Origin of the sequence: Salinimicrobium xinjiangense DSM 19287 (assembly GCF_000423585.1) — a bacterium.
Taxonomy (GTDB): Bacteria; Bacteroidota; Bacteroidia; order Flavobacteriales; family Flavobacteriaceae; genus Salinimicrobium; species Salinimicrobium xinjiangense.
In genome coordinates this window covers 136,168-151,017 of record NZ_AUIG01000002.1, presented here as the reverse complement: position 1 = coordinate 151,017, position 14,850 = coordinate 136,168, and the positions used below count along the sequence as shown (strand labels likewise).

14 protein-coding genes are annotated in these 14,850 nt (G+C 42.0%); 8 read left to right on the top strand and 6 right to left on the bottom strand.

The genetic code is table 11. The annotated features are described in order from the left end of the window. Positions 1 to 89 precede the first annotated feature (89 nt). A complete protein-coding gene (locus tag G564_RS0102865; RefSeq protein ID WP_029036330.1) occupies positions 90 to 1,022 on the bottom strand; it encodes an HU domain-containing protein in 933 nt (310 codons plus the stop codon). Positions 1,023 to 1,117: 95 nt separating this feature from the next. On the opposite strand from G564_RS0102865, the gene dprA reads away from it, so the two are divergent. Beyond that, positions 1,118 to 2,218: a DNA-processing protein DprA gene (gene dprA / locus G564_RS0102860; RefSeq protein ID WP_029036329.1), complete on the top strand. Its 1,101-nt coding sequence runs from the start codon at positions 1,118 to 1,120 to the stop codon at positions 2,216 to 2,218. Here dprA and trpS read toward each other — a convergent pair. Then, on the bottom strand, positions 2,215 to 3,183 hold the full coding sequence (gene trpS / locus G564_RS0102855; RefSeq protein WP_029036328.1) for a tryptophan--tRNA ligase: 969 nt from the start codon (positions 3,181 to 3,183) through the stop codon (positions 2,215 to 2,217). The genes dprA and trpS overlap by 4 nt on opposite strands. A gap of 75 nt (positions 3,184 to 3,258) precedes the next feature. On the opposite strand from trpS, the gene G564_RS0102850 reads away from it, so the two are divergent. Next, positions 3,259 to 4,014, top strand: coding sequence for a lysophospholipid acyltransferase family protein (locus tag G564_RS0102850; protein WP_029036327.1), 756 nt, complete (start codon positions 3,259 to 3,261; stop codon positions 4,012 to 4,014). Here the strand turns inward: G564_RS0102850 and G564_RS0102845 are convergent. The 3 genes from G564_RS0102845 to recA form a co-directional block, all read right to left on the bottom strand. After that, positions 3,998 to 5,287 carry a hypothetical protein gene (locus tag G564_RS0102845; RefSeq protein WP_029036326.1) on the bottom strand — a complete coding sequence of 430 codons (1,290 nt, stop codon included), beginning with the start codon at positions 5,285 to 5,287 and terminating at the stop codon, positions 3,998 to 4,000. The genes G564_RS0102850 and G564_RS0102845 overlap by 17 nt on opposite strands. After that, a complete protein-coding gene (locus G564_RS0102840) occupies positions 5,287 to 5,829 on the bottom strand; it encodes an RNA polymerase sigma factor (protein ID WP_037373373.1) in 543 nt (180 codons plus the stop codon). The genes G564_RS0102845 and G564_RS0102840 overlap by 1 nt, the downstream gene beginning before the upstream one ends. 418 nt (positions 5,830 to 6,247) lie before the next feature. Beyond that, a complete protein-coding gene (gene recA, locus G564_RS0102830; protein ID WP_029036323.1) occupies positions 6,248 to 7,261 on the bottom strand; it encodes a recombinase RecA in 1,014 nt (337 codons plus the stop codon). A gap of 367 nt (positions 7,262 to 7,628) precedes the next feature. Between recA and trhO the strand changes: the two genes are divergently transcribed. From trhO to G564_RS0102800, 6 genes are all read left to right on the top strand, one after another. Next, positions 7,629 to 8,660, top strand: coding sequence for an oxygen-dependent tRNA uridine(34) hydroxylase TrhO (gene trhO, locus G564_RS0102825; RefSeq protein WP_029036322.1), 1,032 nt, complete (start codon positions 7,629 to 7,631; stop codon positions 8,658 to 8,660). Positions 8,661 to 8,777: 117 nt separating this feature from the next. Beyond that, a complete protein-coding gene (locus tag G564_RS0102820; protein ID WP_029036321.1) occupies positions 8,778 to 9,935 on the top strand; it encodes a PSP1 domain-containing protein in 1,158 nt (385 codons plus the stop codon). Then, entirely contained in the window at positions 9,928 to 10,422 is a 495-nt protein-coding gene (locus G564_RS0102815; RefSeq protein ID WP_029036320.1) for a gliding motility lipoprotein GldH, read from the top strand. The genes G564_RS0102820 and G564_RS0102815 overlap by 8 nt, the downstream gene beginning before the upstream one ends. Positions 10,423 to 10,425: 3 nt before the next feature. After that, entirely contained in the window at positions 10,426 to 12,756 is a 2,331-nt protein-coding gene (locus G564_RS0102810; protein ID WP_029036319.1) for a penicillin-binding protein 1A, read from the top strand. 96 nt (positions 12,757 to 12,852) lie between these two features. Next, positions 12,853 to 13,560: a CoA transferase subunit A gene (locus tag G564_RS0102805; RefSeq protein ID WP_029036318.1), complete on the top strand. Its 708-nt coding sequence runs from the start codon at positions 12,853 to 12,855 to the stop codon at positions 13,558 to 13,560. A 44-nt stretch (positions 13,561 to 13,604) separates the two neighbouring features. Beyond that, positions 13,605 to 14,258, top strand: a complete 654-nt coding sequence (locus G564_RS0102800) for a CoA transferase subunit B (RefSeq protein WP_029036317.1) — start codon at positions 13,605 to 13,607, stop codon at positions 14,256 to 14,258. Between the two features lie 128 nt (positions 14,259 to 14,386). On the opposite strand, the gene G564_RS0102795 is transcribed toward G564_RS0102800, so the two are convergent. Beyond that, on the bottom strand, positions 14,387 to 14,749 hold the full coding sequence (locus G564_RS0102795) for a DUF6616 family protein (protein ID WP_029036316.1): 363 nt from the start codon (positions 14,747 to 14,749) through the stop codon (positions 14,387 to 14,389). Positions 14,750 to 14,850 lie beyond the last annotated feature (101 nt).

The following is a 14,850-nucleotide window of genomic DNA, read 5'->3' as shown; positions in this document are numbered from 1 at the left end:
GACAGTAGGCAGTTTAGTGATCAGTGTTCAGTGATCAGTGATCAGAAAAGTGATTGGAATTTGGAATTTGGTGCTTGGAATTTCTTAACCTACAGTTCCTCAACTAACAACCAGGCTCCTGGATTGATTCTTTTCACACGATAGAGCTCATTGATTGCGTCTCTACGCGATTCATGACTGCTGTAGAGCACCTGATGTAGTCCAAAACGGTTAGCGCCAATCTGGCGGGCTTTAAATCCTTCTGCTTTTAATTCCTCAACTGCCTTGGCAGCATTCTCTTCTTCTCTGAAGGCTCCGGCCACAATGTGGTAATTTCCGGTTTGTTTTGAGACTGTAAGAGTCACTGCAGGAAGAGGATTGTCAATTACAAATGTTGCCTGCTGGATCTGACTTTCAAGCTTAGACACTGCTTTTTGCTGTTCTGCCAGGTTGTGTTCATTTACCTGAACGCTGTAGATGTTGATCCCCGCTGCACCACTTAAACCGATGGCCAGTAATCCAACGGCAGCATATTTAAGCCAGCGACCTCCGGATCTTCTCTCCGGAGTAAAGGCAACAGGAGCTTTTTCTTCAAGCTCCACTGCTTGCTTTTTGTATACTTCCCTGTTGATAACAGTAGAGGCGAATGGGCTTAAACCGAAAGCTTCTTTTAAATAATTGGTCTGTGCGGCAGGTTCAAATTGCAGTTTATCGTCTTCAGTCAGGGTGAAGGAACCTATATTTTCAAAATTGATCAGCTTGTTCTCCTCCAGTACAATCCCCAGATCCTGCACAAACTGCTCAATCTTTTCAACTGCCGACTCATAACTTACCTTTTCAACCTCTGCGATATAATTCGCGAGTAAACCGTCATTTTTCACCAGTTGCCGGTTAAAAGAAACCGACTTTTTAGGTGGATAAAATTCATTTGTGGTTTCATGAATGCGGGCTGAATGTTGTTGAGTAATGAAAGCTCCAAATCCCGGAAGGACGACACATTCATACCTGTAAAGAAGATCGTGGATGTAAGTTGCTACTGCCATATGAACAAATGTAAAATATTTTATTTTCGGAAAAAACAGCATCAGCATATTTTATTAACAAATTTTTATTCTAATTTTCCCGCTTTATTTTGAGGATGAAAGAATCTGATTTACAGTATGTTTTGGCGCTTCAGCATGTGCCTAATCTGGGGGATGCTTCGGCGAAAAAACTAATACGTCATGCAGGTTCTGCTGAGGCTGTTTTTAAAGAAAAAAAATCTGCACTTCTTAAGATTGACGGGATTGGAAACTATAAGCTCAATGAACTATTTTCTTCTGAAAACCTGAAAGCTGCCGAACAGGAATTGGAATTTATTTGGCAAAATGATATTCAAACCTTCTACTATTTAGATGCTGATTATCCTGAAAAGTTAAGGCATTGCCCGGACGGGCCAATCCTGCTTTTCAAACGTGGAAACCTGGATCTTGTTAACAAGAAGATCCTCAGCATAGTAGGTACGCGAAATGTCACTACGCACGGAATTGCTTTTTGCGAAAAGTTCGTAGAGGATCTTGCATTGTTGGATGTTGTCGTGGTTTCGGGATTCGCTTACGGAGTGGATATTACAGCACAGCGAGCCGCCATTAAAAATGGTCTGCAAACAGTGGGTTGTCTCGCTCACGGTTTAAACCAGATTTATCCCGGGGTTCATCAAAAGTATGTGCAGGATGTGGAAAACAACGGCGGTTTCCTCACCGACTTCTGGAGCACCGATGTTTTTGACCGCAATAACTTTCTAAAAAGAAACAGGATCATTGCAGGTCTCAGTGAAGCAACGGTAGTAATAGAAAGTGCCGAAAAAGGAGGATCTTTAGTTACTGCAGATATTGCTAATTCCTATAATCGGGAAGTGTTTGCAGTGCCGGGAAGACCTTCAGATTCTCAAAGCAGGGGCTGTAATATGCTAATTAAATCCCAGCAGGCACATGTACTCACTTCTGCTGCCGATTTAATTTATATGCTGAACTGGAAGCCTGCAAATGAAGTGAAACCGGTTCAAAAACAGCTTTTTATTGAACTGGAAGAGGAAGAGGAAATGTTGTACGCTTATCTAAAAGATAAAGGAAAGGAACAACTGGATCTTATTGCCCTCAACTGCAGTATACCCACATTCAAAGCCGCCACCCTCTTACTCAATATGGAGCTTAAGGGTGTTGTGCGGCCTTTACCTGGGAAACTTTTTGAGGCTGTTTAATAGCCTAATTTTTTACGAACTTTGGAAAGTACATTATTTGCCACTTTTCTTGCTTTTTCTGCGCCAAAAGCAAGAGCTTCTTCAACTTTTTCCGGGTTTTCCATATAAAAAGTGTACTGTGCCCTTTCTTTTTCAAACCTGGTAATCAACAGCTCATAAAGCGCCTGTTTCGCATGGCCATAACCAAAACCTCCTGCTTCATATTTCTGGCGCATCTCTGCTGTCTGCTCCTTAGTCGCTACTAGTTTATAAATGTTGAAAACATTGTCTGTATCAGGGTCTTTTGGATCTTCCAGAGGAGTGCTGTCTGTTTGAATTGCCATGATCTGCTTCCGAAGCTGCTTGTCCGGCAAAAACAGGTTGACGATATTTCCCTTTGACTTACTCATTTTTTCTCCGTCTGTTCCGGGGACATACATGGTTTCTTCAGATACTTTAGCATCGGGCATAACAAAGGTTTCTCCCATCTTCGCATGGAACCGGGATGCCACATCACGTGTCATTTCCAAATGCTGCAGCTGGTCTTTCCCGACCGGTACGATCTCTGCATCATAGAGCAGAATATCTGCAGCCATAAGGATCGGGTAGTCAAAAAGTCCGGCGTTCACATCCTCTAACCTGTCGGCTTTGTCCTTAAAAGAATGTGCGAGAGTAAGTCTCTGGTACGGGAAAAAGCAGTTGAGGTACCAGGTCAATTCGGTGACTTGTGGAATGTCACTTTGCCGGTAAAAAACGGTTTTATTGATATCAAGACCAAAGGCGAGCCAGGTGGCTGCAGTAGATAAGGTGTTTTCCCTTAGTATTTTTGGATCCTTGATCTGGGTTAGGGTGTGTAAATTTGCTATAAATAAAAAGGAATCATTTTCAGGATCATTGGCCATTTCAATAGCCGGAATTATAGCTCCTAAAATATTCCCAAGATGCGGAGTGCCGGTGCTTTGTACTCCCGTAAGTATTCTGGACATTAGCTTGCTGTATTTTTGCACAAAGGTATCTTTTTTACAGAAGACCTTCAATTCAATTCACTACTTTTGGGCGATATGCGCATACTTAGGTCTTTCCTGGTTGTCTTGTGGAGAATATGGTTCTATATTTTAATGGCCATTCCCATTCTGGTATTTTTCCCGTTTTTATTATTGTTTACCTCCCGCACAAAGTTTTATCCGCAGTTTTTCATGATTGCCCGTTGGTGGGCCATGTTTATACTGGCAGGCATGGGGTTTTATCCAATGATTAGGAGAGAACAGAAGCTGGTAAAGGGTGAAAGTTATATGCTGGTGGCTAACCACAGCTCTATGACAGACATCATGCTCATGCTGGCGGTGGTTAATAATCCCTTTGTTTTCGTCGGAAAAAAAGAACTGGTGAAAATTCCCCTTTTTGGATACTTCTATAAACGCACCTGTATACTGGTTGACCGCGGAAATCAACGCAGCCGGAAAGAAGTTTTCGAAAGTGCCCAGCGGAGACTGAACAATGGTACAAGCATCTGCATATTTCCTGAAGGTGGCGTGCCAGAGGACACTTCTCTGATTCTTGACTCATTTAAAGACGGAGCTTTTCGTCTGGCCATTGATCACCAGATCCCTATTGTTCCTATCGTATTTTATGACAACAAAAAACGATTTCCATATATCTTCACCAAAGGGAGTCCCGGAAAGATGAGGGTTAAGATCAAAGAGTTCATTCCCACAACGGGGATGACACAGGAGAATAAAAAGGAACTGCGTGAAACTACACGGGAAGTAATTCTTCAGGAACTTCAGGAGAAATCTTCAGCTAAAATTTATAGCTAAAACCGGAATAAACACCAATGTAATACGGCTTCGCATTTTCGGTTGAGGAATCGAAGGTATTGAGCTGATATTTCAGCATTGGCTCCAGATTCAGTTTAAACTTATTGGAAAGATTATAATCAAGTCCAAAACCTATATTAGTACTAAAGCTTACGCTGTTGATATTGTTTGCCCTTCCTTCGGCAGAGATACCGGTAGATTCCAGTGAGACCTGATTCTCATCGAGGAATAGCGTACTGGCACCTCCAATAAGGTTGAGCTCAAACTTATGAGCAAACAGGTTGTATTCCAGCTCCAGAGGCACCTCTATAAAACCCATTTTCTGGTTCAGGTTGCCGCGAGTGAGGAAGCCGGCAGGATTCCGAAGGGTTCCTCCTGTAGGTTGCCTTCCTGACATTTTATCTCCGGCGCCATTTGTAACGGTGGTCCCAGATTCAAGAGACACATTCTTTAGGGGAGCAGCCCCGGAAACCCCGGCTACTGCCTGGTATGCTACGCCTCCGGTGTTATAACTCATATTGACCTTGTTCACACCCGAACGTATCTTGATCTTATCACTCAAATTATAAGCAAGATTAATTCCGTAGGAATAAGTGATCTCTCCTTCGCTGCTGTTGTTGTTAAATCTTTGGTCGAGAAAGTTCCCTCTCCCCAAATTCCCATAGTAAATGGGAGCTGCATGAGTAGAAACTTCAAATTTGGTTTTGGGAGAAGTGGCTGCAATTTCAACTTCTTCGTTTTCTGCTATTACATCGAGTAATGATTTCTTACCGGCTTCAGGCGTCGTGGAGGTTGCTTCCTTTTGAAGGTTTGTACCTGCTATGGGAGAAGGGGTATCAAAAATGACATTTTTGACACCTGTTTCGAGAGAAGCGATCTTAACAGGTGTTCTTTCTTCTTCAGATATTTGCGAAATAGAATTTGTACTGAGACTAATGGATATTTCTGATTTCTGCCCTACTTCCGACGGAACTATCGTCAATCTTGTATTAGCAGGAGAAACAGAAGGTGGGGTAGTGGTTCTTTCGGAATCCTGGTTTACTATAGAAGTGCCTCTTTGCACCGGCAGGATCCATTCTCCAATGAGTAGCAGAAATGCCAGGATAGCAGCAACTCCGGCAAGTCTTGGCCATAGCGGAGCTATAACCGGTCTTCGTTGTTCTTCCTGCTGAAGCTTTTCTGCAATAGATTTCCATACAGCATCTCTCGGAGCCGCTTCAAATTCCCGAAACTTCTCCTGATAGAGCCTGTCTATGTACTTCTTCTCTTTCATTATACAGACCTGGCAGTTTTTTTATATAGACCCGACTCTATTTTTTCTTTTAAAATTACTCTTGCCCTGGCAAGATTTGATTTGGAAGTACCGGTAGTAATATTCATGATCTCGGCAATTTCCCTGTGAGAAAACCCGTCGAGTACATATAGATTGAACACCTGCCGGTAGCGATCTGGCAGTTGCTGTATGATTCCCAGTAGATAGTCAACAGATACGTCATCTTCGTCAATCTCAATTTCCGGCTCTTTATAATGGTCTTCTCTAATGATTTCAAAAACAGTTTGTTTCCGGTACTTTTGAAGGGCTGTATTAATGACAATTCTTTTCATCCAGCCTTCAAAGGATCCTTTGTTTTTATATTGAGGCATACTTTTGAAAATCATTAAAAATGCGTCCTGCAGGTTGTCTTCTGCCTGTTGATAGGTTGAAGAATATTTTAGACATACAGGAAATAACTTGTGCGCAAACATCCTGTAAAGCTCTTCCTGAGCTTTAATATCGTGCTTTTTACATTTTTGTATGAGTTGTTTGATGCTCAATATCCAATATTTAAGTGCTGTTAAAAAATGGAGGTAGGAAAACCACCTTTTTGTTGCTATCCTCATGCCAGATAAGGCATTTCGGAATTCTAAATATAGGAATTTCAGTTGGTTCTGCAACAAAAAGCATTTCCTGCTGCAGCAAATTATTCATTTTTTGAGTGGGAAATGTAAAGGCTTTAAAAAAAAAGGAAGTTCGGGATCCATGAGAGGATCGCGAACTTCCGGGGGAATTAGCCTTTAAATTTTCCCTTTTTCCAATGCTGCTGCCACAGTAGGTTGTGGATATAAAAAACAGGCATCGTTCTTCCATAACTGCATTGGTAGTTGGGGTCTTTAATTAAGAGATGCAGAAAGTGGTGATTGGTTGCGCCCAAAAAGAAAAAATCCCGGAGATTTCCGGGATTTTAATAAAATTTTATGCTTTTGCGACCTTCATTGCGGCCACAATTTTTGTTTCGAGCTCTTCCATAAGATCTGGATTATCCTTGAGCAGCATCTTCACTGCATCACGACCCTGTCCTAGTTTTGTGTCTTCATAACTAAACCACGACCCACTTTTCTTGATGATCTCGTAATCCACGCCTATATCAATGATCTCACCTATTTTAGAAACTCCTTCCCCATACATGATATCAAATTCGGCAGTCTTAAAAGGAGGAGCAACCTTGTTCTTTACAACTTTAACTCTGGTCTTATTCCCCTGCACTTCACTGTTGCTGTCCTTAATTTGTGTAGAACGACGAATGTCCAGTCTAATAGAAGCATAGAACTTAAGCGCGTTACCACCGGTTGTGGTTTCAGGATTACCGAACATCACCCCAATCTTCTCTCTCAACTGATTAATGAAGATGACGGTACAATGAGTTTTGCTTATAGAAGCTGTTAACTTTCGCAGTGCCTGAGACATAAGCCGGGCGTGTAATCCCATTTTTGAATCCCCCATTTCACCCTCAATCTCAGATTTTGGAGTCAAAGCAGCAACAGAATCGATTACGATAATATCAATAGCTCCCGAACGAATAAGGTTGTCTGTTATTTCCAGTGCCTGCTCTCCATTGTCCGGCTGGGATATAATTAGGTTTTCCAGATCAATACCAAGTTTTTCGGCGTAAAAACGGTCAAACGCATGTTCTGCATCAATAAATGCAGCAATTCCTCCTGCTTTTTGAGCTTCGGCTATAGCGTGAAGTGTTAAAGTGGTTTTTCCTGAAGATTCGGGCCCGTATATTTCAATCACTCTTCCCCGTGGATATCCTCCAACTCCAAGTGCCAGATCAAGACCTAAAGATCCACTCGGGATCACATCCACATCCAGAACACTCTGGTCACTCATCTTCATTACGGTCCCCTTTCCGTAGGTTTTATCCATTTTGTCAAGGGTGAGTTTCAGGGCTTTTAATTTTGCTTCTCTTTCTTTCTCGTTGCTCATTTAATTCGGCTTCTTTTTATATGATAGTGCTGCTAAAATACTATAAGTTTTTAATTGTGCATAAAATTAATACGCAACCTTTCATGCTTTTGCGCATCTATTAGGTAAACCAACTATAAACTTTTATGAAGTTTTTAAAAAGAACTATTATTTTAAATATTTCCGGCAGTTCTGCAGTGGTTAACCTAAACTGCAACTGCCGAATGGACGGCGGCTAAGGTTATTCTTATTTTTAGTTGAAGAATTAAAAGTATTAATAACGAATTAGCCGTTCGAAAAAAAATGCCCCGATATCACATCCGGGCATTTTTTCATTTAATCCCTTATCTTTGCGCAAAATTCTTTAACCTTAAATGATTAGTATAGCATGCAACTGTACAATAAATTAAGCGCTAAAGAAAGGGAAGCATTACTTGAGGAGGCCGGGGAAGACCGGTTAACGCTCTCTTTCTATCAATATGCCAAAATTGGAAATCCGGAACTTTTCCGAAATCATCTCTTTATTGCCTGGGACCAAATGGAAGTCCTGGGGAGGATCTATGTAGCTCACGAAGGTATTAATGCTCAACTCTCTGTTCCTGCCAAAAACTTCGGAAAGTTCAAAGAATTCCTCGACGGAATCTATTTTCTGGAGAACGTACGCCTTAACATCGCCATAGAACACGATATTAAATCTTTCCTGAAGCTAAAGATTAAGGTTAGGGATAAAATTCTTGCCGACGGTCTTAACGATGAGACTTTTGATGTGACCAATAAAGGTGTACATGTTGATGCAAAGACCTTTAATGAGCTTATTGATGATCCAAATACGATCCTGGTGGACATGAGGAATCATTACGAGAGCGAGATTGGCCATTTCCAGGGAGCGATGACTCCAGATGTAGACACCTTTAGAGACAGTCTTGACATTATTGAAGAAGACATAAAAGATCACAAAGAGGACAAGAATCTTGTGATGTACTGCACCGGGGGAATTCGCTGTGAAAAAGCCAGCGCCTATTACAAACACAAAGGCTTTAAGAGAGTATATCAACTGGAAGGAGGGATCATTGAGTATGCCCGACAGGTGCAAAACCTGAAACTGGAAAATAAATTTCTGGGGAAAAATTTTGTTTTTGACCATAGAAGGGGAGAGCGCATAAGTGAGGATATTGTCTCGAACTGCCACCAGTGCGGCAAACCTTGCGACACTCATGTGAACTGTGCAAATGAAGCCTGTCACCTGTTGTTTATTCAGTGTGAGGAATGTTCAGAAAAAATGAATACATGTTGTTCAGCCGAATGTAAGGACATTGCAGCGCTGCCATACGAAGAGCAAAAAGCATTGCGAAAAGGTAAAGGCAATAGCAATAAGATCTTTAAAAAAGGAAGATCTGAAGTACTTAAATACAAAAACTGACAATTAGTTTCTCAAGAGTGCGTTCCATAAATAATGGTATATTTACCTCAATAGTTTTTAATTAAGACACAATTCGGGAGCAGGATTTTCTGTTCCCAGAATTTCAATATATAAAATATGGGATGTAGTAGTTGTGCTACCGGCAAGGACGGTCAGCCAAAAGGATGTAAGAATAACGGAACCTGTGGGACCGACGGTTGTAACAAACTCACCGTTTTCGACTGGTTATCAAATATGGAGCTTCCTCAGGGAATGGAGCCATTCAATATAGTAGAGGTTCGTTTTAAGAACGGGCGGAAACAATTTTTCAAAAACACAGAAAATCTTAGTCTTAGTATAGGAGATGTTGTAGCCACAGAAGCTGCTCCCGGCCATGATGTTGGGGTGATTTCTCTTGCGGGAGAACTGGTGCGCGTTCAAATGAAAAAGAAAAAGGTGCGCCAGGATAGTGCTGAAGTACTCAAGATCTACCGGAAAGCTACCCAGCGTGATATTGATATCTGGCAGGAAGCTCGTGACCGTGAGGAAAAAATGAAAGTACGTGCCAGGGAGATTGCAATAAGGCTAAATCTTCAAATGAAGATTAGTGATATTGAATTTCAGGGTGATGCTTCAAAAGCAACTTTCTACTATACTGCAGAAGAAAGAGTTGATTTTCGCCAGCTTATCAAAGAATTCGCCAGAGAATTCAACACGCGCATTGAAATGCGGCAAATTGGCTTCAGGCAGGAAGCCTCCCGTCTTGGAGGAATTGGTTCCTGCGGAAGGGAATTATGCTGTTCAACCTGGTTGACCGACTTTAGAAGCGTGAATACTTCCGCAGCAAGATATCAGCAGCTTTCCCTGAATCCTCAGAAGCTTGCAGGACAGTGCGGAAAATTAAAATGCTGTCTTAATTATGAACTGGACACTTACCTCGACGCTCTGAAGGATTTTCCGAAGTCAGAAGTCAAATTACATACTAAAAAAGGTACAGCAGTCTGCCAGAAAATCGACATTTTCAAGGGATTATTGTGGTACGCATATGAAGGCGACTGGAGCAACTGGCATACCTTGACGGTGGAGCAGGCTAACAAGATCATTACAGCGAACTCTAAGAAGGAGCCCGTTAACAGTCTTGAAGAATATGCCGTAGAATTACAGCAGGAAACAAAGAAAGATTACCAGGATGTGGTTGGACAGGATAGTCTTACCCGTTTTGATAAACAGGGAACCACAGGCAAGAAGAAACGCAAGAACAAACGCAAAAAGAAAAGACCTCAAAAGAATGACTAAAGGAGCTGTTTTATTCCTCTTTTTGGGACTTTTATTTTTTGCATCATGTGACGAAACCCGGGTTTTTGATGATTATAAATCAGTCCCCGGAGAATGGCACAGGGATTCACTGGTGAAATTTAATTTTGAAGCACCAGATACGGTTAACAATTATAATTTGTTTATCAACTTAAGGAACAATTCAGATTATAACTTCAGTAACCTTTATTTGATCACAGAACTCAACTTTCCTCACGGCAAAGTGATTAGCGATACCCTTCAGTATGAGATGGCTGCGCCTTCCGGAGAATGGCTTGGCACGGGCTTTGGTGATGTAAAGGAAAGCAAGCTCTGGTATAAGGAAAATATCAGATTTACCGAAGCAGGGGAATATACTGTTACCATTCAACAGGCTATGAGAAAGCGGGACAGTATCAAAGGCATTGAAAACCTTGATGGTATCACCGAAGTAGGTTTTAGAATAGAAGACATTAAACAACAAGAATAGTAGATGGCAAAAACATCTGGAAAAGCAAATAAAGAAGCGGCTAAAAGAAAAGAATATAGCCGCTATAAGTCCTGGTTCTGGACCATATTTGCAATAGGAATATCGGCAATTGTTCTCCTTTTTTTATTGGCAAGTTGGGGCGTTTTTGGAACCATGCCTACCTTTGAAGAATTGGAAAATCCTGAAACCAACCTGGCGACAGAGATCTTTTCTTCAGATGGTGAGACCCTAGGAAAATATTACAATGAAAACCGTACTCCGGTAAAGTATGAGGATCTGCCTCAACATCTTGTAGACGCTCTTGTAGCTACCGAGGATGAACGTTTCTACGAACATTCGGGAATTGACGCCCGGGGCACCATACGTGCCGCTGTGTACCTGGGAGAAAGAGGAGGTGCAAGTACCATCTCTCAACAGCTTGCAAAACAACTTTTCACACAGGATGTTTCACAGAGTTTTGTTGGAAGGGTAATGCAAAAATTCAAAGAGTGGATCATCGCCACAAGACTTGAACGGCAGTACACTAAGGAGGAGATCATAACCATGTACTTTAACAAGTATGATTTCATTTACCAGGCGGTAGGTATACGATCTGCCGCAAAAATTTATTTCGATAAAGAACCTAAAGATCTCAAACCTGAAGAATCTGCTGTGCTGGTGGGAATGCTAGTGAATTCAGCATATTATAATCCCGTGCGGCGACCGGAGTTGGTAGAGCAGAGAAGAAATACTGTTCTGGGGCAAATGGCTAAGAATGATTATATAACTGAAGAAGAAAAAGATTCTCTTCAGCAAATACCAATGGAAATCACTTTCACTCCACAGGGCCATGATGAGGGAATTGCAACATATTTCAGAGTTTATCTTCAGGGATTCATGAAGGACTGGATTGAAAAGAATCCTAAACCAGACGGTGATAAATACAACATTTACCGCGACGGATTAAAGATCTACACCAGTATCGACAGCCGTATGCAAAAGTACGCCGAGGAGGCGGTAGAAATGCATTTGTCTCATATTCAAAAGGAATTCGACAGGCAAAATAGAAATAATAAAACGGCTCCTTTCAGGGATATTTCTCTTGAAGAACGCACTAAGCTAATAAATGATGCTATGCGCCGTAGTGATCGCTGGAGAATTTTAAAGGAAAAGGGACTTTCCAATGAGGAGATTGCAGAATCCTTTAATACCAAGACCCGGATGCAGGTTTTTACCTGGCAGGGGAACAAGGACACCATAATGACCCCAAGGGACTCGATAGTATATTATAAATCCTTTTTACAGGCAGGAATGATGTCTATGACTCCTCAAACGGGAGAAGTAAAAGCCTGGGTAGGAGGGACAAATTTTAAACACTTCAAATACGACCATGTTAAACAGGCAAAGAGGCAGGTAGGTTCTACTTTTAAACCATTTGTGTATGCAACAGCTATAGACCAGTTGCATCTTTCACCATGTGATACGCTTCCCAGAAGCCTTCATACAATTGAAGCGGGTAAACACGGAAACCAAAATGACTGGACTCCCAAGAACAGTGACGGGGAATATTCAGGAATGATCAGTCTTAAAAGAGGACTGGCAGAATCTGTCAATACAGTTACTGCGCGCCTTATTGATCGTACAGGACCTAAACCCGTAATAGATCTTATTGATAAACTTGGAGTAGACACTAGGAACATACCTGAAGTACCTTCAATTGCTTTGGGTACGGCAGATCTTAGTGTATTTGAAATGGTTTCCGCCTATAGTACTTTTGTCAATGAAGGGGTTTATGTGAAACCGGTAATTGTGACCAGGATAGAAGACAAGAATGGAACTATTCTTTATCAGCATGTGCCCGAAACCCGGGATGTGCTTAGCAAAGAAGCTGCATACGTGACGGTAAATCTACTTGAAGGGGTAACGCAGTATGGATCCGGACAACGCTTGCGCGGAAACTGGGCAGTAAATGCCGATCATTATAAGCGTGCCGTAACAGGATACCCTTATGATTTTGATCGGAATGAAATTCCCATCGCCGGAAAAACAGGAACTACTCAGAACCAAAGTGACGGCTGGTTTATTGGGATGGTGCCTAATCTTACCACGGGAGTATGGGTAGGCGCCGAAGACCGTGCGGTTCATTTTCCCGGTATCACCTATGGACAGGGAGCTACTATGGCACTACCTATTTGGGGGATATACATGAAAAAAGTGTATGCAGATTCGCAGTTGAATGTTGCTAAAGGCGCTTTTCCAAAGCCTGAAGTCGTTACTATTCAAACCGATTGCAGCACCTATGGCAGGAGTGGAATAGACGATGAGGACAGTCTGCCCGACGAATTGGATTTTTAATATCTTCCGGTTTAATTCCGAAATTAATATTAGAAGGCCTTTTGCATTGCAAAAGGCCTTTATTTTTTTGTATTTTTCGGAATAAAACCATCAACAATGATCAATAAAACTGTACGGAATGTTTCTGAAGCACTTGAAGGGGCTCATGATGGCATGACCTTTATGCTCGGCGGCTTCGGATTAAGCGGAATTCCCGAAAATGCTATTTCTGAGCTTGTGCGCCTCAATCTTAAAAATCTTACCTGCATCTCAAATAACGCCGGAGTAGATGATTTCGGACTAGGCTTACTTCTACAAAAGAAACAGATCGATAAAATGGTTTCCTCCTACGTAGGAGAGAATGCCGAATTTGAGCGGCAAATGCTAAGTGGTGAACTTGAGGTCGAACTAACTCCTCAGGGTACACTTGCAGCTAAATGCCAGGCAGCTCAACAGGGCTTCCCTGCCATTTACACCCCGGCAGGTTACGGTACTGAGGTGGCAATGGGAAAAGAAACCCGCGAGTTCAACGGTAAGATGTATGTGCTTGAAGAAGCCTACAAAGCCGATTTTGCTTTCGTCAAAGCCTGGAAAGGAGACAAAGCCGGAAATCTCATTTTTAAAGGCACAGCAAGAAATTTTAATCCGGTGATGTGTGGTGCTGCAACAATTACGGTAGCCGAAGTGGAGGAACTGGTAGAACCGGGTGAACTCGACCCGAACCAGATCCACATTCCCGGCATCTTTGTTCAAAGGATTTTTCAAGGGAAGAACTACGAGAAAAGAATAGAGCAACGAACAGTAAGACAAAAGGAAACTCTGTAAAGCCCCCTTTGGGTTTTTGGGGGCTAAATCTTCAAATCATTAAAATGTTAGATAAAAACGGAATCGCAAAACGAATCGCACAGGAAGTAAAGGATGGCTACTATGTCAACCTAGGAATAGGGATACCGACTCTGGTGGCAAATTTTGTCCGCGACGATATAGAAGTTGAATTCCAGAGTGAAAACGGAATTCTCGGAATGGGACCATTTCCTTTTGAAGGAGAGGAAGACCCCGATCTTATAAACGCCGGAAAACAGACCATCACAGCTTTACCGGGAGCCAGTTATTTCGATTCGGCTATGAGCTTTGGAATGATAAGGGGGCAGCATGTAGATCTGACCATTTTGGGAGCTATGGAAGTAGCCGAGAACGGCGACATCGCCAACTGGAAAATTCCCGGAAAGATGGTAAAGGGAATGGGAGGCGCCATGGACCTTGTAGCCAGCGCAGAAAATATTATTGTAGCCATGATGCACACCAACCGCGAAGGGGAATCAAAGCTGCTTAAAAAATGTTCTCTACCTTTAACAGGAGTAGGTTGCGTGACAAAAATTGTAACCAACCTTGCGGTACTGGAAGTAACCGATAAAGGTTTCAAATTACTGGAAAGAGCTCCGGGAGTAAGCGTGGAAGAGATCAAAGAAGCAACAGAAGGAACCCTAATCGTAGAAGGAGAAATTCCAGAGATGGCGATATAAGAACCAGGAGTTAACCTTTCAGCGGTTCTTAACCCTGAAAGCGGTTGATTCCACAGGAACCCGCTTTCGGGGCCCTAAGCCGCCGAAAGGGGTGGATAAAACCTACCCCTTTCAGCGGTTCAGTAAAATTATTCCAAAATAGAAGTCGAATGCTTCTCAAGATTTACCAGGAAGTCGATGGCTTCATGTAGTGGTAATATCTTTCCGCGGGAATTCACCTGTGAAAAATATTTATGCCAACCTGCTTCTTCAATTCCTTTTTCCAGGCTTTCAACCGCTTCAAGATTCGGTAATTTCCAAACCGCCATATACCTGTAATCACTTCTGTATGGAGTGTGTTCATCGTTCATTGCCCATCCCACATTTTCAAGTCCGTCACGACTCATTTGTGTAATAGCATCATTAACTTTGTTCATATAAGCCCGCCGATCTTCTTTTGAAAGATCCATCCAAGCTTTAGTTACATTCCACTGTTCTACATACAAATACATACCTGGTCGTTTAGATTAAACAATAAATAAGCGGCTTCAAAAATGACATTTTTGAAACTCTTTCTTAAAGATACTAAAACTTTGAAAAGCAGCAGGATAAA